This window comes from Candidatus Binatia bacterium, assembly GCA_029243485.1.
In the GTDB taxonomy this organism is placed as follows: domain Bacteria; phylum Desulfobacterota; class Binatia; order UBA12015; family UBA12015; genus VGTG01.
On sequence record JAQWRY010000003.1, the window covers coordinates 238,473 to 257,645 of the forward strand.

Annotated in this window: 16 protein-coding genes; 9 read left to right on the forward strand and 7 right to left on the reverse strand. The window is 66.4% G+C overall.

Annotation, left to right across the window (positions count from 1 at the left end; genetic code table 11):
- From P8R42_03190 to P8R42_03215, 6 genes are all read right to left on the reverse strand, one after another.
- Positions 1-606, reverse strand: coding sequence for an isoprenylcysteine carboxylmethyltransferase family protein (locus tag P8R42_03190; protein MDG2303653.1), 606 nt, complete (start codon positions 604-606; stop codon positions 1-3).
- 9 nt (positions 607-615) lie between these two features.
- The gene (locus P8R42_03195; GenBank protein ID MDG2303654.1) at positions 616-4,185 is read right to left on the reverse strand and encodes a response regulator; all 3,570 of its coding nucleotides are present in this window, start codon (positions 4,183-4,185) and stop codon (positions 616-618) included.
- Positions 4,186-4,226: 41 nt separating this feature from the next.
- Positions 4,227-6,572, reverse strand: a complete 2,346-nt coding sequence (locus tag P8R42_03200; protein ID MDG2303655.1) for a methyl-accepting chemotaxis protein — start codon at positions 6,570-6,572, stop codon at positions 4,227-4,229.
- A 114-nt stretch (positions 6,573-6,686) separates the two neighbouring features.
- Positions 6,687-7,208 (reverse strand): chemotaxis protein CheW, encoded by a 522-nt coding sequence (locus P8R42_03205; GenBank protein MDG2303656.1) that lies wholly within the window; start codon positions 7,206-7,208, stop codon positions 6,687-6,689.
- Positions 7,205-8,374 (reverse strand): response regulator, encoded by a 1,170-nt coding sequence (locus P8R42_03210; GenBank protein ID MDG2303657.1) that lies wholly within the window; start codon positions 8,372-8,374, stop codon positions 7,205-7,207. Before P8R42_03210 ends, P8R42_03205 begins: the two co-directional genes overlap by 4 nt.
- 5 nt (positions 8,375-8,379) lie before the next feature.
- Positions 8,380-8,916, reverse strand: coding sequence for a hypothetical protein (locus P8R42_03215; protein MDG2303658.1), 537 nt, complete (start codon positions 8,914-8,916; stop codon positions 8,380-8,382).
- 123 nt (positions 8,917-9,039) lie between these two features.
- On the opposite strand from P8R42_03215, the gene P8R42_03220 reads away from it, so the two are divergent.
- The 6 genes from P8R42_03220 to P8R42_03245 all read left to right on the forward strand — a co-directional run bounded on the left by P8R42_03220 (position 9,040) and on the right by P8R42_03245 (position 16,639).
- Positions 9,040-10,965, forward strand: a complete 1,926-nt coding sequence (locus tag P8R42_03220; GenBank protein ID MDG2303659.1) for a hypothetical protein — start codon at positions 9,040-9,042, stop codon at positions 10,963-10,965.
- Between the two features lie 97 nt (positions 10,966-11,062).
- Positions 11,063-12,388 (forward strand): glycine--tRNA ligase, encoded by a 1,326-nt coding sequence (locus P8R42_03225; GenBank protein MDG2303660.1) that lies wholly within the window; start codon positions 11,063-11,065, stop codon positions 12,386-12,388.
- 5 nt (positions 12,389-12,393) lie between these two features.
- Positions 12,394-13,293, forward strand: coding sequence for an LLM class F420-dependent oxidoreductase (locus tag P8R42_03230; GenBank protein MDG2303661.1), 900 nt, complete (start codon positions 12,394-12,396; stop codon positions 13,291-13,293).
- A 63-nt stretch (positions 13,294-13,356) separates the two neighbouring features.
- Complete coding sequence (locus P8R42_03235; GenBank protein ID MDG2303662.1) at positions 13,357-15,459, forward strand: ATP-binding protein; 2,103 nt, start codon at positions 13,357-13,359, stop codon at positions 15,457-15,459.
- Positions 15,444-15,827 carry a response regulator gene (locus P8R42_03240; GenBank protein ID MDG2303663.1) on the forward strand — a complete coding sequence of 128 codons (384 nt, stop codon included), beginning with the start codon at positions 15,444-15,446 and terminating at the stop codon, positions 15,825-15,827. The genes P8R42_03235 and P8R42_03240 overlap by 16 nt, the downstream gene beginning before the upstream one ends.
- 17 nt (positions 15,828-15,844) lie before the next feature.
- A complete protein-coding gene (locus P8R42_03245; protein MDG2303664.1) occupies positions 15,845-16,639 on the forward strand; it encodes a phytanoyl-CoA dioxygenase family protein in 795 nt (264 codons plus the stop codon).
- 12 nt (positions 16,640-16,651) lie between these two features.
- Here P8R42_03245 and P8R42_03250 read toward each other — a convergent pair whose 3' ends face one another.
- A complete protein-coding gene (locus P8R42_03250) occupies positions 16,652-16,975 on the reverse strand; it encodes an MGMT family protein (protein ID MDG2303665.1) in 324 nt (107 codons plus the stop codon).
- A 90-nt stretch (positions 16,976-17,065) separates the two neighbouring features.
- Between P8R42_03250 and P8R42_03255 the strand changes: the two genes are divergently transcribed.
- Genes P8R42_03255 through P8R42_03265 form a run of 3 tightly spaced genes read left to right on the forward strand, consistent with a single transcriptional unit; the run spans position 17,066 to position 19,164 of the window.
- Positions 17,066-17,908 (forward strand): SDR family oxidoreductase, encoded by an 843-nt coding sequence (locus P8R42_03255; protein MDG2303666.1) that lies wholly within the window; start codon positions 17,066-17,068, stop codon positions 17,906-17,908.
- Positions 17,909-17,911: 3 nt separating this feature from the next.
- Positions 17,912-18,727: a DUF4198 domain-containing protein gene (locus tag P8R42_03260; GenBank protein ID MDG2303667.1), complete on the forward strand. Its 816-nt coding sequence runs from the start codon at positions 17,912-17,914 to the stop codon at positions 18,725-18,727.
- A 5-nt stretch (positions 18,728-18,732) separates the two neighbouring features.
- On the forward strand, positions 18,733-19,164 hold the full coding sequence (locus tag P8R42_03265) for a hypothetical protein (GenBank protein ID MDG2303668.1): 432 nt from the start codon (positions 18,733-18,735) through the stop codon (positions 19,162-19,164).
- Positions 19,165-19,173: the final 9 nt, after the last annotated feature.

Genomic DNA, 19,173 nt, shown 5'->3' on the forward strand with positions numbered 1-19,173 from the left:
TTAGAAGAGACCTGGCACGAGCCGCCACGTTCGACGGGCGTACGCGCTGTAGGTGTCGCCGAATCGTTCGGACAGGAACGCCTCCTCGCGGGCGATCCGGATTCCCGCCGCGGGGAGCCACAGGCAGACGGCCGCGAGGAGGGCGGCGCTGCTCCGCATGGACAGCGCGGTACCGAGTGCGATGAGGCCGAGGCTCGAGTAGCTCGGATGCCGCAGGATGCGGAATGGGCCCGTCTGGACGAGCTCGTGATCGTTCGCGCTCTGGATCCGCACCGTGAAATGGCGTCCCATCTCCTCCGAGGTCCACCGCCGGAGCCAGGCGCCCGCGGCGATCAGCACCAGTCCCAGTGCCTCGGGCACGCCGGGCATTTTCAGGTGCGCCCAGCTCCGGTTGTCCCAGGCGGCGCCGCAGAGGATGAGCAGGAAGCCGATCTGCATGCCCCACCCGGTCCAATCGCGCGAATCCGCCTCGGCGTGCTCGCGCCGGCCGAGGTCGTAGAACGATAGCCCGGCGATCAGCGCCAGCACCCACACGGGAGGTGTGGCGAATCGTCCCGCTGCCGCCACGAGGAACACGGCGGCGGCCCCCCGTAAGAGTGGCGTCACACGGTGATTCTATTCACCAGAAGAGGGGGGCGCATCAATCGAAGGCGGTTTGGGCCTCTCGGGCGCGGGCGGCAACGGCGGAGCGGCCATGGGGGCCGGTGGCTCAGCGAGGCACTCTCGCACTACGGTCGCGAGCGCCTCTTGCGTGAACGGCTTCGTCAGATAGCCGTTCGCACCGGCCTCGCGCGCGCGCCGGCGATGCTTCTCGCTCGATCTCGAGCTGCAGACGACGACGGGAAGGTTGCTCAGCTCGGGGTCGGCCCGGATCTCCTGGAGGAGCTCGTAGCCGTGAAGTCGGGGCATCTCGAGGTCGGTCACCACGACCTGGAAGCGACCGCGGCGCAGTTTCTCCAGCGCGTCCATGCCGTCGACCGCGGTCTCCGCGCTCCAGCCCTCGGCGTTGAGGAACAAACCGGCGAGCTTGCGGACACTGATCGAGTCGTCGGCCCACAGAACCGTTGCGCTGGTCGGCGTGGTACCGGCGACGAGGCTCCTCGACTCCGGTGGCGCCTCGGGCTTTGGCGTCGAGATTCGCTGCGCGAGCGCCGGGAGGCGCGACGAGTCGAGCACGAACACGACCTGTCCGTCGCCCGCGAACGTGGCGCTCGTGATGAAGGGGTGGCCAGAGAAGAGACGGCTGAGCGGACGGATGACCGCTTCTCGTTGGGCCTCGATCCGATCCACGAGGAGTGCGATTCGCTCGTCGCCGTCCTGGACCACGAGTGCCGTCGACGGATGGCCGGTGGGCTGGCCGGTAACCGCCGCCAGCGAGAGTGCGGGCAGCATGCTGCCGCCGATGCGCACGCGTGCGCCGTTCGGTCCGTACTCGATGTGTTCGGGTTCGATGCACAGGACGGTCTCGATCGGCGCCTGGGAGAGAGCGAAGATCTGCTCACCTGCCCGAAGGACGAGGACCTGTTCGATCATCGCGGCCAGCGGCAGCGTGATGCCGAACGTGGTGCCGGCTCCATCGCGTGAGTTGACCGACACGGTGCCGCGGAGTTGCTCGACGTCGCTTGCGACGACATCCATCCCGATTCCTCGGCCGGCGAGGTCGGTGACCTGCTCCTGCGTGGAGAAGCCTGGGCGGAAGATGAGTCGCGAGAGTTGGTCGCGCGTCGCGGACGCCTCCGGGGGAAGCATGCCGAGGCGCTCGGCCTTGGCGTGGATTGCGTCGAAATCGAGGCCGCGCCCGTCGTCGCGTACGATGATCTCGACGGAGCCTTGTCGCTGGAGTGCTTCAAGCGTGATGCGCCCAGTGCTCGGTTTGCCTGCTTGCTCGCGCTCTTCGGGGGATTCGATTCCGTGGGAGACTGCGTTTCGTACGACGTGCAGCAGCGGCCCGTAGAGCGACTCGATCAGGCCGCGATCGAGTTGCACGTCTCCACCGATCGCGACGATTTCGACTTCGCGGCCGGCGTTCCGGGCTGCATCACGGATCGCGCGCTGAAGTTTGCGGAACAGGGTGTCGAGCGACTGCAGCCGCATGGCGCTGACGGTCCGCTGAAGACTGGAACTGACCTTGGAGATCTGGCGGCCTTCTTCGCCGAGCCCGTCGAGGACCCCCGAGAGCTGTTCGAGCATCTCTCCCGTGTCCGCGGCCAGTTCGACGAGTGTTCGCGTGAGAACGTTGAAGTCGTCGTACTTGTCGAATTCGAGATCGGTGAACTCATCGGGCGTGTTCGAGGTGTGGGTCTCCGCGTCGTCGCCGGACGAGGGCACGGTGTTGAACTCGAAGCTGCGGAAGCCTTCGACGGTCTCGTTCAGCTGAAGCCGGTCGAGGTTCAGCTTGTCTCGCATGTCGTTGATCGACAGCAGGGCGTCGTCCATGCGGGTCCGGCTGACGACGAGCTCGCTCACGCGATTCATCAACAGGTCGAGCCGGCTCGCGTGCACACGGACGATCGCCGAGTCGCCCTCGGCGGCCGGTGCCGGTGTGGTGGTCGGTGGAGCGGCGCCGGCGCTTGGCGGGGCGATCCGTGCGGCCGCGGGTTTGGCGATCGGTACGGGCCGCTCCTGCGCAATGGATTCCGTCAGAATCTCGGAGATCCGAGCGTCCACGTCCGGCAGGATCCGGTGGTCGTGGCGGTTGCCTTGCGCGTCGTCGATCAGACCCGTGACCGAATCGAGCATCTCGAGAAGGAGCTGCGTGAAGCGGTCGGCATCGCCGGGGATGCCGGCGTCGACGGCGTTCTCGAGCAGGGTTTCACCCGAGTGGAGTTGCTCCGCGATCCGGTCCAGGCCGACTGCCGCCGCCGCGCCCTTCAGTGTGTGGAACTGGCGGAACAGAATCCGAAGCGGGCCGCGGTCTGCCGGGTTCTGCTCGAGCGCGATGAGCGCGCCTTCGGAGGCCTCGAGGGCCGTGTCGGCGTCCAGCGTGAACGCCTCCATGATCTCGGGCTCGACACCGAGCGACGCTTCCTCTGGTGGTGCGGCCGACGCTCCGGCCGGCAGTTCGCCCGCGGTCTCGATCGGCTCGGTGGGCTCGGTGGGCGCTCCGGGACCGGCGGCAGGCTCGGCTGCCTCGGCGTCGGGTCCTGCCGCGGGGAGATGCTCCAGGTCGACCGTGGGCTCTCTCGGCGGCGGGGTCTCCAGTGGTCCGCCTGCGTCGTCCGTGTCGACGACGCTCGCGGCGGCCATCCCGAACAGCAGGTCCAACGCGGCGGTAGGTGGTTCGAGGCCGGCGGTCAGGAACAGATCCTTCAGCGGCTCGGCGATTTCGCTGGAGAACTCCGGTCGCAGCGGGAGCAGGCTCGCATCCTCGGTCGGGCGCTCGAATGCATCCTGCAGCGTGAGGCCGAGATCACGAAATTGGTTCTGCCCGACGGTCGCGGCGCTTCCTTTCACTGTGTGGAAGATCCGTCCGAGATCGGCGCACAGATTCATCTGCTCCGCGGGGTCGACGAGGCCCGTCAGAAGATCGGGCACGTCGGCGAGGAGATCCTTCAGCTCTTCCTGGAAGATTCCGGCGAGGCTCTCAGCCAGAGCGGAATCAAACGCGGGTTCCTCCGCGGCCGGGTCCGGCTCGCGGGTCGGTACGGCGGCCGGTGTTTCCACGGCAGCGTCCGCAAGCAGTGGCACGTCTTCCTCGATTTGGGGTGCCGCTGTGGATGCGGCTTCGAGATCTTGGCGAAGCCCCTCCTGGTACGCCGGAGAGAAGGTCTCGTGCATCTCGCGGATCAGCACCTCGTCGGCACCCGCGTAGCCCGAACGAGCGTGCTCGACCATCCGCCGCGCCGGGTTCAGCGCAGCGAGTGTTTCCCGAACGAGACTGCGCGCGGTGTCGCGACTGTGCTCGGCCTGCCGCGCCGCGAGTTCTGCCGCTCGCTCGAGAACGGCACCGACGTGACTCAGCGTCGGCAGCTGCGCTAGCGCGGCGGAGCCTCGCAGGGTGTGACCGCCTGCGGCGACTTCGTCCAGACCGGTCGCGTCGCCGAGATCCTCGGAGAGCGAGCCGAGTCGTGAGGCCATCGCTCGAAGCAGGTCCTCTGCCTCCTCGAAAAAGACACCGCGGATCGCGGTGAGGGTGTCATCGGCGGCGGGCGGTGGCTCCGATTCCGGTGAACTGAGACTCGCCACAGGGACCGCTCTCTGTCTCCAGTCGTCCATGAAGTCCTGGCTCAGGCCTCGGCCGGCCGCTCGACGCGGGCGCGTAGCTCGTCGGAGAGCTTGGAGAGTTCGGCGCTGCTGCGGCGTGTCTGGTCACTCGATCGTTGTACGCCGGTGGCGGCCGAGGCGATCTGCGAGACGGCCTCGCCGAGTCTTTCGGCACCGGAGGCCTGTGCGTCGGCGGTGGTCGCGATCTCTTCCATCGTGACGCTCGCCTCGTTGGTGACGGCCCCGACCTTCTCGAGTGCGTGCTGCGCCTGTGTGGCGGCAGCTGCCTGCACTTCGATTCGTTCGCCCTGGCGCTCCATCCCGCCCACCGCGTCCCCGATGTCGGATTGGATGCCGACGATCAGCCGCTCGATCTCCTTGGCGGCCGCCGCGGCGCGCTCCGCGAGCTTGCGGACCTCGTCGGCAACGAGAGTGAAACCCTGCCCCTGTTCACCGGCACGGGAGGCCTCGATCACTGCGTTGAGTGCGAGCATGTCGGTTTGCGCCGACATCTTCGAGATCGTTCCGATGATGGCGGAGATCTGCATCGATCGCTCGCCGAGTCTCTTGATCTTCACGGTAGCGGCGCGGGTTTCGCGCTGCAGACCGTCCATGCCGGTGAGGAGATCGGTGAGCGCAGCCTGCCCGGAGCGCGTTGCTTGCTCCGTGCGGCGCGCGACCTCGAGCGCCTCGGAGCACTTCTCGGCGATCCGGCTGCCTTCGGTCCGTAGCGCCTGCGCGGAGCCCTCGGTCTCGCCGCAAACCCGCGTCTGCTGCGCGGCGTTCGTCGACGTCTCGTCGGCAGACGCGCGAATCTGAGTCGCCGACGTGCCGACCAGCGCGGACGCCTCGTGAATGCTCTCCGACAGCGTACCGATCGTATCGAGCATCTCGTTCAGGGCGCTCGAAACGGTGGCCAAGGCGCCTCCATTGATCTGCGCGTGGACGACTGGTCCGCCGTGCGCCGCCGTACGGGCGACCTCGAGGAGCTGCTCGGCGTCGTTAGCCAATCTCTGGTGTTCGAGTTCCGCCTTTTCGATCACGCTCGCGCGATCTTCGAGAAGTCGGTTGATCGTCGCGGCGAGTTCGCCGACGGCACCTTCTTGATCGACCTCGAGACGCGCCTTGCGGTCGCCGCGCTGCGCCTTCTGGACGACGCTCGAGATCTTCCGCAGCCGCCCCGCGAACTGGGACCAGAGGCGCGAGCCGAGCATCCATCCCGCGAGAGTCGCCACGAAGACGATTCCCAACAAGACCGGGAGCAGCAGGGCGAGCGGCGCTACGACCTCACTCTGCGGTCGTTCGGCTGCGATCACCCATCGGTTTCCACCGACGTCGATTGGTCCGTACGAGGCGAGGGTGGTGTTGCCGCCGACGTCGAAGGTGCCGGTGGTCGATGTCCCCGCGAGCGCCTCGCGAAGTCCTGCGGACGTCTGTCCCGGGTTGGAGGCGTGGCGTGGTGTACTCCGTAGCGCGCCGTCGCCGGCGAGGGCGAGAACTTGTCCGCCGGCACCGAGGTTTGCGCGGGCCCACTTCTCGGCGCCCGTGCCAGGAAGGAGCGCGCGGTCGATCGCGGCGGTATCGATGGCTGCGACGATAGTGCCGATGCGACGCTCACCCGAGAAGACGGGCGCGGAGACGAAGACACGAGGAGACGCGTCGACAGAACCGAACTTAGTGTCGGCGAAGAAATGCTCGCCGGCGCTGGTCTCGGCGTTCGTCCTCGAGGCGGCGAGTGCGAGCCCGCTGCCGCGGTGGACGCCGTCGGTGAGGTTGGTGAACGTCTCTACGGCAGCTTCGGTGCTGTAGACGATCGTCCCGGAGGTGTTGTCGATCAGGTGGAGGTTCTCCCACCCGTTGCGTGTCGCCAGGTCCCGCAGCCAGGGCCCGTGGCTTCCGTACGCCTCGCCGTACTGTTTGGTGATGTCGTCGGTCGCGACTGTGGAATCCTCGGTGAGGTACAGGGACTGCAAGACAACGGTCGGGTTCGGGGTCTCGAATGAGCCGTCGTCGGGGTAGAGTTCCTCGAGGCTCGCCGGACGCCCGGCCGAGCGGGCGCTGGGTAGGATTTCGGCCTCGTAGAACGCGGTGAGTCGCGACTGATACGGTTCGAGCTCGCCCGGCTTCTTGTCGGCGACTTCGACGGTCGCGCTCCGGACCCCGTCCTTGAACGCTTCGATTGCCGACGCGGTCCTCGGGTCCGCCGCGAGCACGCCCGTTTCGGCGCCGACCTCGTCGAACAACGTCCCGAGATCGTTGTGGGCGGCGTCTCGCAGACCCTCCAGATGTCGCAGCGCATTTTGCTCGACGAGCCATCGAGAGCCGAAGAACGCCGCACTGGACGCGACACCCGCTAGAAGGAGAGCCAAGGTGGCGACGCGAAACGCACCCGGCCGGCGTGGTTCCGTGTTCGAGCGCGCGGCACTCGCAATGACTGGTCCGCTCGATGCGGACGTCAACGTTTTGGATTGAGTGGCCATGATTCAGTCCTCTTCCGGTCCGGCAGTGCGTGTCGGGCTCGTTTGCTCGGACGCGGGGTGATAACGGAATCCCTCGGCGATGCGCTGAACGACCGTGCCGATCAGCGTTTCGCCATCAAGAACGATGAGGCGGTCTTCCCCGGTGCCGCTGTAGCCGCGGACGAGCTCGCCCGGAGGCGGCTCTCCTTCGACGTCACGACGAATCTCCCAAGGTGCGAAGTGCACGACCCTGGCGACTCGATCGACGACCGCTGCGAAACGGAGGTCGCCCAAACCGAGGACCAGGAGGGCGTCCTTGTGCGACGGAGGCCGCGCCGGGACGTCCAGAAACGAGTCCAGAGCAACCAACGGGACGACTTCGCCGCGCAGGTTCAGCGCGCCGAGGAGTTCCGGTGGTGCGAAGGGTACGGCGGTGAGAGGGCGGTTTTCGATGACTTCCTTGGCAAGGTGGGTCGAGATCGCAAACCCCCGCTTGCCACGATGAAAGACGCAGAAGTCCATTCGAGCCGACGTGTCGGTGCTCATAGGCTCACCACCTCGAGGCCGATGACGCGCGTCGGTTCACCGCCCCGGCTCTCGGTCGACTGGAACGAGCCCGCGAGCTCATCCAGATCGGCGACGTGTTCGAATGCTGCCCACGGGCCGCCCTCGAGAGATGCGCTCAGTGGAGCGATCGCGAGCCGCCGGCACGGAGCGTTCGGCAGCCGGCCGATGGCCGCGTTCAGGCTCAGGTCGGCTCCCGGCACGCCGACGAGCACCTGGGGCTGCATGAGGTGGACGACCCACGGGACCGAGGCGAATTCCCGATCGATCAGCAGCACCTCTTTGCGCGGCCCCGCTAGCTGCGAGAGTGTGGTGTGCAGCTCGTGGTCGGTCGGGACGAGGACGATCACCTCGGGCGGCGTCGGAAGCTCCGGGCCCGGTGCACCGGTCGCGGCGAGAGCAAGCGTCGCCTCACACAACACCCGGTGCGTTTCGAGCAGGGTGCTCGCGATGTTGGCAAACGTACCGTCGGGTCGGAGTCGATACGGAGCCACACCGTCGTCTTCGATGTGTTGCCCGATCTCACGGAGCTGTTCGCGCGCGCGTCGGAGCGGATCCCCGAGGCGTGCGAGGGTCCGCGGCGCGGCGGCGTCAGTACTGGTCTCCGCGGAGACGGCGTCCTCGAGCTGGCCGAGGAGCGCGGAGAACGTCTCCTCGAGCGTCGCGGCGCGCACGAGTGGGAGGGAGGCGCCTGCGGGCGTGGGTGCCGGTTTCATCGTTGCTCGTGTCGGCTGCGGGCGAGGCGCCGCCGGTTCTGCAGCCACGACTGTCGCTCGCCCACGGGAGAGGGCGTTGTCGACTATGGACAGGACTACCTGTGGCTTGAACGGCTTGGTGATGTAGCTCACCACGTTCTGCGCATCCTGATACGCCTGCCGGATCGAGGCGCCCTTGGCCGAGACCAGGATCACCGGTGTCTGCGCGGTCGACGGGATCGCGGAGAGCGCCGAGCACACGTCCGGGCCCCGCATGTCGGGGAGGACGTAGTCGAGCAGTACGAGATCGGGGTCGAAGGATGCGGCGCGGTCGAGTGCTTCGCGGCCGTCGGCTGCGAACTCCAACGCGTAGCCGCGGGGCTTCAGAATGAATTCGAGAGCGCGACGAATCGTGAGTGAGTCGTCGACGACGAGAAGGCGAGCCTGATCCATATCGGTCAGTTCCCCACCGCGGTGCCTTGAGGCGCGATGGCCGCGATCCCGCTGGGTGCGATTGGTCGGGCCGGCAATCGGTTCTCTCGGGCGCGTGATAGAGCTTGCGGCTCGATCAGGAAGTGCGGCTGCCGATCGACCAGGAGAAGGTAGCAAAGCGGGCGACCCTCCTTCTCGGCAAGGCGTGTCGGGATCGGCGGCGACTCGAGGAATGAGACGTCGCGCACGCCGAGGCACTCCTCGGCGCGAAGTCCGATCGATCCCGCGTCGGTTCGCACGATCACGAGGGATCCGCGTTCGGGCGGTGGCTGATCCGACCCCATGCCGGAGACGTCCTTCCACCCCACGACGTCGACCGACGCCTGGCGCGAACCCTCTTCCGCCGGATATGCGAAGACCCCCTCGACGACGTCGAGTGCCAGGCACACCAAGCAACCCTCGGCTCGAAGCAGAAGCATTCGCGCCCCCGTCGACCCGCTCGTTCGACTATCCACTCCACCCATGAAGAACCCCACCGGCGCACGCAGCGCCTTCTTCCTCATCGATTCGACCTGATCGACGGAGGACTTGAACCCCGATGTGTTCACATTGCCCATCAAGTCCTGCGGCGTGGCCGCCGATGGTGGGGTTGGGCGGCAGTCAGGCCGCAGAGGGGCGCAAGAGCCATGTCGGTCGAGGGAGCGACCGCTACACCGACTGCGATAGAGGGTCGGTTGGGCGGTGAGGGCAACAAACAGAGCGATCCGTATCGAGTTCTCTCGACTCGGCTCGTCCGCGAGCTGATCGCGGCGGACTCACACGCAGAAGCGGCCGGAGAGGAGATCGACGTGATGGCGGCTCGTCTCCTCGACGTCGTTGCCGGTGGTCTGTCGCAACCTGGAGCCGCGCTTCTCGATGCCGCGACCCTTCGCGTCGTCGCCGCTCGCGGTTTTGGAGCCGAGGAGCAGGCACTCCTGCAGTCGCCGCCCCCGGGTGGCGACGCACCTCTCGTAAGGCGGGCACTCGATGAACGTCGGGTTTTTCTGCTCGCCCGCGGTAGCCGTGAGCCGCTCTTGCCGGCCCTGCGTGAGGTTCGCAGCGAATGGAGTGGGCTCGTTCTCGTGCCGCTGTGTGATCGAGAGCAGTGCGCGGGCGTTCTTGTGTTGGCCGCGACGGAGACGGCTCTGCCGGCCGCCGTCCTTGGCTCTCTGGCACCCGCCTTTCGTCTGTTGAGCCTGTTGCTCCATCCCGGCCGACGGACGGCGATCTTGGACGGGGAAGCCGCCGCGCCAGCGGGCGAAGCCGAGCGGTACGTCGTCGAGATCGAAGAGCTTCGTTCACAGCTCGCCGAGGCGCGCGACCAATGCCGCGGGATCGAGAACGAGGAGTTGAGCGCGCAAGCGGCGCAGCGGGCGGAGAGCGAATCCCTGCGGGCGCGCGTGGCCGAGTTGGAAGCGTCGGCGGCGGCAGGCGGAAGCGAGCAGGGCAGGCGCGAAGAACTCGAGTCCGAGATCGGGCGTCGGTCTACGGAGATCGACGAAGGGAAGCATCGCATCGCGGGTCTGGAGGCCGAGAATCGATCGCTTCATGAGCGAATCGAGAGCTCGGAAGGCGCTCGAGTGGATGCCGAGGAGCGTGCGGCGCAAAGCCTCTCGGCAGAGGAGGCGCTGCGCGAGGTCATGAACCAGCCCGGACTCGGCGACGTCGAGCCGGAGCCGCAAGCGACCTCCCTTCTCGACCCCGAGGGCGGTGACCTTCGACTCGGAGAGATCGTCCAGGCCGCGGCGGCGGCGATCGGTGATGTCGACCAGTCGTCGGCCGAAGACCTGCTCGATCCATCCGACGAGGTCGTGGTCGCGGATCCGGGCGAGCCGGCTCTCGCGAGGGTAGAGCCCTTGCTCGCGATTGCGGGTGGGGACTGCCCCCCGGTGGGCGTGTGGCACTTCGACTCGAATCCGGGCGCGCGCGCGTGGGCCGAGGAGTTGGCCGTCCAATCGGGCTCGGCCTTCTGGACGGGCGACGGTGAACCTCCGCGGGCGGCGAAAAGCATGCTGCTCATCAATCTTTTCGACGACTCGGTTACCCGAGCGCTGGACCTCGCCGCGAGTGACGTCGAGAGCCTGGTGTACGCGGCCGACGGTGAGTCGGGACAGGGCTTCGAGCTCGGTTCGATCGGGTGGGTTCCGCGGCCGCTGGATCCGGCCGAGGCGCTTCAGCGGATTCAGACTCGGGTCGCGGGGCGGCTCGGGGGCATCGTGATCGTGAGTGCGCAGCTTCGCGAGTTGGCCGGCCTCCGGCAGGCTCTGGTCGACGTCGACGCCGCGGGGTCCGTCGCCTGCGATGCGCGACAGGCGACCGATCTCCTGGAGATCGTCCGGCGGCCCGATGCGGTCCTGATCGATCTAATGCTCGATGGTGGACAGGGGCTCGCCCTGGCACGCCAACTCCGCACGGAATCGGAGACGAGCGACGTTCCGATCCTTTTCCTCATGCCGGAGGCGATCAACGCGGAGACGATGCGTGCCGATGCCGAGCGCGCCAATGTCCTCGAACCGTACGGCTCGACCGATGCGCGCCGGTTGCTCAATAGCGCGCTCGCTCACCACTGCTAGTACCGCCTCAGGCCACGATCTTGATGGCATTTGATGTGGGGCAAACTGGCCTGCCCCACGGCTGCGTGGTAGCTCCGACCTCCAAGGAGCACCGCCAATGTCCAAACCGAAGAAGAAAGCGCCCGATCGCATGGAGCGGATCGTCAACCTCGCCAAGCGGCGTGGGTTGGTCTTCCAGTCGAGCGAAATCTACGGTGGTTTGAACAGCTGTTGGGACTACGGCCCGATCGGCGTCGAGCTCCGCCGCAACGTGAAGGACGCGTGGTGGCGCGAGATGGTCTGGTCTCGCGGCGACATCGTGGGGCTCGACTGTTCGATCCTGATGCACCCCCGTGTGTGGGAAGCCTCGGGCCACCTCGCCGGGTTCACGGATCCGATGGTGGACTGCAAGAAGTGCAAGAGCCGCTTCCGTGCAGATCATCCCGATCAGATCGCGGTGCACGCCGATAGCTGTGACGGCGAGCTGACCGAGGCGCGTCAGTTCAACCTCATGTTCAAGACGTTCATGGGTCCGGTCGAGGAGTCGGCGAACGAGGTCTTCCTGCGCCCGGAGACGGCGCAGGGCATGTTCGTGAACTTTGCGAACGTTCTCGATACGAGTCGGCGCAAGCTCCCGTTCGGAATTGCGCAGCAGGGGAAGTCGTTCCGGAACGAGATCACTCCGGGCAATTTCCTCTTTCGCACGCGCGAGTTCGAACAGATGGAGATGGAGTACTTCGTCAAGCCGGGCGAAGAGGCGCAGTGGTACGACTACTGGAAGAAGGAGCGCTTCGACTGGTACCTCCGCCTCGGCATCAAGCCCGAGAATTTGCGGCTGCGTGAGCATGAGTCGGACGAGTTGGCGCACTATGCCAAGGGCTGCGCGGACGTGGAGTACAAGTTTCCATTCGGCTGGTCGGAACTCGAGGGCATCGCGAGCCGCACGGACTTCGATCTCAAGCAGCACGCCGAGTGGAGTAAGAAAGATCTCTCCTACTTCGACGAGGAAAGCCGAGAGCGCTACGTGCCCTACGTCATCGAGCCGGCCGCCGGCGCCGATCGCGCGACGCTCGCGTTCCTCGTCGATGCGTACGATGAGGACGAGGTCGAGGGCGAGACGCGGGTAGTGCTCCGTCTGCACCCGCGACTCGCGCCGGTCAAGGTCGCGGTGTTGCCGCTGCTTCGAAAGAACGGGCAGCCCGAGAAGGCGCAAGAGGTCTTCGCGCAGCTTCGCCCGCACATGGTCGCGCAGTACGATCAGGCGGGTTCGATCGGGCGGCGCTACCGTCGCCAGGATGAGATCGGTACGCCGTTCGCGCTGACCGTCGACCATCAGACGATGGACGACGGAACGCTGACCCTGCGCGATCGCGACAAGACGTCGCAAGAGCGCATTCACGAGTCGGACATTCTGGCAGAGTTGTTGCGGCGGGTCGCGGGATAGCATCGATGCGGTTCGGACTCACCTCGCCGGTCGTCACGTTGACCCCGCGAGGACATGCGCCCTGGGAAGATGCGGCCGGACCGGAAGAGCTCCGCCAAGTTGCGGAGGCGGCCGACCGGCTCGGCTACCATCATCTCACCTGCAGTGAGCACGTCGGAATTCCGACGGACGTTGGGCCGGCGCGGGGCTCTCGTTACTACGATCCTCTCGCGACCTTCGGATACCTGGCGGCCTTCACGAGGCGGATCCGCCTCGCGACCCACGTCCTGGTGTTGCCGTACCACCACCCACTCGAGGTGGCGAAGAGGTACGGTACCCTCGATCGGATTTCGAACGGGCGGCTGATTCTGGGTGTCGGTGTCGGGAGTCTGGAGGAAGAGTTTCGTCTGCTCGGCGCGGAGTTCGACGCGCGGGGGCCGTTGTTCGAGGACGGACTTCGAGCGCTGCGTGCCGCGATGGGCGGGCCCACGCCGTCCTATCAGGGGACGCACTTCTCCTTCGACGGATTCACGATCGACCCCTGTGCGGTGCAGGACAAGGTGCCGCTGTGGATCGGAGGGCGGAGCGAGCGGTCGCTGCGCCGGGCGCTCGAGTTCGCGGATGGTTGGGATCCCTTCGGCCTCAGCCTCGACGCTCTCCGCGACCTGCTCGCTCGGGCTCGCGCGAAGCCCGCGTGGATTGCTCGCGAGGAATGTGGAGAGCCCCTGGATCTCATCTTTCAGCCCGAGCGTAGCCTCGACCTCGCGACACCGGATGGACTCGAGCGCGGGCGGGAGATCTGCCGGGGCTACGCGGAGATCGGGGCGACGGTTCTTTCTCTGCGGTTCCGGAGCGCGAGCGTCGAGCAGTTCATCGAGCAACTCGAGATCGGTGCCGCCGAGCTATTCCCGGAGTTTTCGGTCTGACGGCTCGGCCGCCGGGCTTCAGTTGACCCGCCCGGGCGGCTGCGTCATGGTCTAGATTCGTCAATGCCAGATCCCGATGAACTGCGTCTTCTTCAAGCGATCCACACAATCCAGACCCGGTACACCGATGACGGGACGACCGATGCAGTGCTCGAAGATCTTCTTGCGACGCTCCTCGGTCTGACCGGGAGCGAGTACGGGCTCATCGGCGACGTTCTGACCGGGGACGACGGGGTTGCCTATCTCGAGCCCCGGGCCTTCGCGAACATCGCGTGGGACGACGCGACGCGTCGGTTCTATGCGGAGAATGCCCCGACGGGTCTCGAGTTCGCGAATCTGGAGAACCTTCTCGGGACCGTCATGACCACCGGCGGCTCGGTCATCTCGAACGACCCGAGTCACGACGAGAGAAGCGGTGACCTTGTGAGCGGACATCCTTCGCTCGACGCGTCCCTCGGTCTTCCGCTCCATCACCGTGGTCAGATGATCGGGATGGTGGGCGTCGCCAATCGCGCCGGTGGGTACGACCAGACGCTCGTGGACTTCTTGACGCCTTTCGTGACGACCTGCGCCGCGATCACGAAGGCGTACCGGGACGACCGTGAATGGCGACGGCTCGAGGGGGAGGTTCGGCAAAACGAGGAGCGCACTCAGCTCATCGCCGACGTCTCGAGTGATGGGAAATTCATCGTGGACATTCCGCCGAACGGTGAAACCCACGTGTGGATCGACTCGGGCTACGAGCGGCTCGCGGGGTACAGCAGCGAGGAAGTGGATCAGGTTGGTCTCGAAGCGCTTCTGCACCCGGATGACCGGAAGCGTGTGGTCGCGTATGCGCGGGCGATCGTTCCGGGCGAGACGGCCCGTTGCGAATTCCGGCTCGTGAGGCCCGACGACAGTGTGCGGTGGGTCCACTGCTCGCAGCGGCTGCAGGTCGGCCTCGAACCCGGTCACCGCCGCTACGCCGGCGCCATCCACGACGTGACCGACCGCGTCGAGGCGGAACTGGAGCGCCGACGCGCCGAAGAGAACCTGCGGCACATCCAGAAGACCGATGCGATCGGAACGCTCGCGGGTGGTGTCGCCCACGACTTCAACAACGCGCTGTACGTGATTCTCGGCAACGCTGAGCTCGCGTTGCAAAAGCTCGGCGAGGACGATGGGGCTCGCAAGAATCTTAACGAGATTCTCGCGGCGGCACGGCGGGGCGCCGACATCACGAACCGGATCCTACAGTACAGCCGAGTGGGCACCGAGCCACAGACGGCGTGCGATGTCGGTGCGGTCGTCCGCGAGACGCGCGAGTTCCTAGCCGCGGCCCTGCCGTCTTCGACCCAGTTAGTATTCGACGGACAGTGGGAAGGCCTCTTCGTCCCCGTCGGTGCCTCGGACCTGCAGCAGGTCCTGGTGAACCTGTGCACGAACGCGAGTCATGCGATGTCCGTGGGTGGGGAGGTCCATGTGGACTTCGAGGAAGTTCCCCGCTCTTCCGTGGCCGAGCCCCCGCAGGTGCGAATGTCCGTCCGCGACTCGGGGCACGGCATGTCCGCGTCCCTCGTGCAGCACATCTTCGAGCCGTACTTCACGACGAAGCCGCGCGGGAAGGGGACGGGATTGGGCCTTGCCGTGGTGCAAGGGATCGTGAGTGCTGCCGGTGGTACGATCGACGTCACGAGCGAGGTCGAGGGCGGTTCCACCTTCCGGGTGCATCTGCCGGCGGTGGCGCCCGCCTCGTCCGAGGAGGCCGCCGCGCCGGCCCTCGGGCATGGTCAGGAGAACGTGCTCTTCGTCGATGACGAGCCGCGTGTGGCGCGTCTTGGGCAAGAAATTCTCGAATCCCTCGGCTACTCGGTAGAGGCGCTCACCAACAGCCGGGATGCGCTGGATCGTTTCGGCGCCAATCCGGGTCATTACGACATCGTAGTGACCGATCAGACCATGCCGCACCTCACGGGAGACGCATTCGCGCGCGCGGTGCTACGAATCCGACCGGATATGCCCATCGTTTTGTGTACCGGGTTCAGTGAACGCCTCGAGGCGGGGGAGTGGGGCGAGCTCGGCATCCATTCTTTCCTGAAGAAGCCGTTTAGTCTAGAGCAGTTGGGGACCACGGTGCGGCGCGCGCTGGATGAGAGCAGGGGGGCACAGCCATGGCAGAGATCTTGATTGTAGAGGATGATGCATCCGCCCGCGCCGTCCTCCGCGAGACCCTCGAACTCGCCGGCTACCAGGTACGGGAGGCCGGGGACGGGGAGGAGGCTCTCCGGACGCTCGGAGACGACGTCGCAGATCTCGCGATCATCGACTTGTTCATGCCTCGCAAAGAGGGTTTGGAGACCATCCGTGAAGCTCGCGGGAAGTTCCCCGAACTGAAGATCATTGCCATCTCCGGAGGCGGCAACCGGGGACAGCTGGAATACCTGCCGATCGCGGAACGCTTCGGCGCGAACCGGGTTCTGGCGAAGCCGTTCGAGCAATCGACGCTCCTCGGGGCGGTTGAAGAGCTGTTGGCGAATTCGTCGGTGATCCACTAAATCGTCATTTCGTCGACGTGGAACTACATCTAAACAACCAGCTCTTTCGTTGGGAGCCGCATGAGGGTCCCTTCCGGCGCGTCACCCCTGCGCAGGCTCGGGCGTACGACGAGCAGGGGGCCTTCATCCTCGAAGACGCGTTCGATGTCGACACGATGGCGAAGGTCATCGACATCGTCGACCCGATTGAAGCGCGCACGACCGAGTTTCTGCGCACGCAGAAAGACGGGAAGATGTTCATCGCGCAGGCCGACGCGATCACCTTCACGACGCACCTGGTACTTCAGTCGCCGCTCCTTCGCGACTTCGTTTCCGGCCCCGTCTTCCAGGATCTCGGACATGATCTCATCGGATCGGCCGTGCGCCTGTATTGGGATCAGGCTGTCTACAAGAAGCCGGAACCCGATCGCGAGTTCCCGTGGCATCAGGATAATGGATACACGTACATCGAGCCGCAGGCCTATCTCACGTGCTGGGTCGCGCTCACCGATGCGGACGAGGAGAACGGTTGCCCGTGGGTCGTGCCCGGTAAGCACCTCGACGGCACGCTGCTCCACACGATGACCGACTTGGGTTGGCGTTGTCTCGAAGACCGGCCCGATGCGGTACCGCTGCCCGTGCGCGCCGGCAGCATCGCTGTCTTCTCGTCGCTCACCCCGCACCGCACTGGCCCGAACCGCACGACGGACGTTCGAAAGTCCTATATCGTCCAGTTCGCTCCCGACGGCGCCAACCGCATCGACGTCACCCCCGAAGGCACCCGCCACCGGACGCCCCAAGACGCCCCGGACCGCCAGTTCTTGATTGGCTGAGCGGGGACGTTTTCAAAGAACGTCCCCTTCTTCCCAGCCGTAGCGGTCGAGGCTGATGCGGCCCTTGGAGGAGAATTTTACATTTTCGTCTTCGAGGAGGCGGCGTTGGAGGGTGTCGGGGCCCGGGAAGGAACGGGAGCTGACTTCGCCGCGGGAGTTGAGGATGCGGTGCCAGGGGACCTTCGAGCCCTCGGGAAGTGCGCGAAGGGCGAAGCCGACGTGGCGGGCGTGTCGCGGGTAGCCTGCGAGGATCGCGATCTGGCCGTAGGTTGCGACTTTTCCGCACGGGACACGGCGGACGACGGCGTAGAACTTTTTGTACAGGTCCTTCGTCACGGTTTCGGGGAGCATACCAGGGTGGCTCGCCGGGGTCGGGCATCCTAAGGTCTCCCGGAGTCGGCGACGACGTCGACGGAAGGAGACTTGATGAGCACCCAGGCACTCGCAGGAAAGACGGCTTTCATCACCGGAGGCGGTACGGGCATCGGGTACGGCTGTACCCTCGCGCTGCTGCGCGATGGTGCGACGGTGACGATCGCCGGCCGGCGTCTCGAAGTCCTGGAGGAAGCGGCGACCGCACTGCGGGCACAGGCGCCCGACGGCGCAGAGGTGCGGGTCACACAGTGCGACGTCACGTCCGAGGAGGAAGTGACCGCGTGTGTCGCGAAGGCGGCGAACGACGGTCATCTCGATATCGCGATTGCCAACGCGGGCGGTGGCTTCGGGGCTTACATCCTGCTGACGGACGCCGCGACGTTCCGCCAATCGCTCGATCTCAACATCCTGGGCTCCTACAACACGATCCGCGCGGCGGCTTTTGCGATGAAGGACTCGGGCGGCGGCTCGATCATCGCGATGTCCTCGATCGCCGGCGCCATCACGCACCAGGCCATGCCGGCGTATTGTACGGCGAAGGCGGGTCTCGACATGCTCGTCCGCTGCGCCGCCGATGAACTCGGTCACTTCGGTATCCGGGTCAACTCGATCCAGCCGGGCATCACGGCGACGGACATGATGAAGGGCGCCGTCATTCCGAACGAAGACGTCGTAAACGATTACATCGAGAACATGCCGCTCGGCCGGGTCGGAGAGGTCGAGGACGTCGGTCAGCTCGCGCGATTCCTGGCGGGGCCCGAGTCTTCCTGGATCACCGGCCAGTCGGTGGCGGTCGACGGTGGGCACACTCTGCGCCGCGGCCCCAGTTACGATGCACTGTTTCGCCCCGCACTCGGCGAGGACACCTGGAAGCTCGTCAAAGGCGATTCCTAGCCCGTGCGGATCGTCTGTACCGCGCTCGCGCTGCTCCTCGCGGCAACGACTGCGGGCGCGCACGAGTTCTGGGTCGAGCCCGAGAGCTTCACGCCGAGCGTCGGCGACCGAGTAGCCGTCCGACTCTTCGTCGGCGACGCCGGCGAGCGCGAAGAGATAGCCCGGCGGAGCGATCACCTGCTCCGCTTCGAGTCGGTACGCGCCGAAAGCACGGAGCCGGTCGTCGGTCTCCTCGGCCGCGCGCCGGCCGGCATGCTGAGCCTCGAGACTCCCGGCGAGTTGCTGCTCGTCTACCAGGGGCGGCACACGTTCATCGAGTTGCCGGCGGAAAAGTTCGAGAGCTACCTGCAAACCGAAGACCTCGCCCGCGTCATCGCAGAGCGCGTGCGCCGGAACGAGAGCCTGTCTCCAGGTCGCGAGACTTACGCGCGCTACGCCAAGTCGCTCGTGAACGTCGGCGAGGTCGACGATGGCCAACGTGTCTTCTCGCTTGAGGTTGGCCTTCTGGTCGAGGTCGTCCTCGAAACGGATCCCCGCGGCTGGCGGGTGGGCGACCCCCTGGTCGTCCGGGTCTTGTACGGCGGACGTCCACTCGCCGATCAGAGCCTCAAGCTCATTCATCTGATCGACCGCGAGCTCCAGCTGCATGCTCGTACGGACGCGGAAGGCCGGGCGGAGCTTCAGCCGCCGCAGCCGGGTCCGTGGCTCGTGGCCACCGTCTTCATGCGGCGCGCCGGCGATGGCGTCGAGGGCGACTGGGAGAGCTTCTGGGCGAGCCTGACGCTCGAGTTGCCGCCCGTAGTCTCGAAGTTGGAGTGAACGACGTGCCGGAACTCCCCGGCGGACTGCTCGCCGGCGAGACGTTCGCGACCAAGCTTGGCGGCATCACGATCGCGCGTTGCGAATATCCGGCGGTCTTCTGGGTGCAAGCTGAAGGCGCGATTACGCCCCCGCTGCTGCGCGAGGATCTGTTGCGGGCGGAGGTCTTCGCGGCAGAGCATCCGCATGGATGGACGTATGTGGCCGACGTCACCCGAGTCCGAGTGGTGCACCCGATGAACGTATTCGAGCTGCGCCGGATTCCGGGGCTCGCCCACCTCACCCAGTACGTCATCGTCACGCCCTGCGCGGTACAGCGTTGGCTCATCAGGCGGGGCCGTCGTTTCGTCTCTCCGGACGCGCTCGTCGACACCTCGGCCGAGGCCTGGGCGCTCTGCGAGTCGCCCCTGACCCCACGCGGTGAGGCGGCTCCGTAGCTGCTGTGA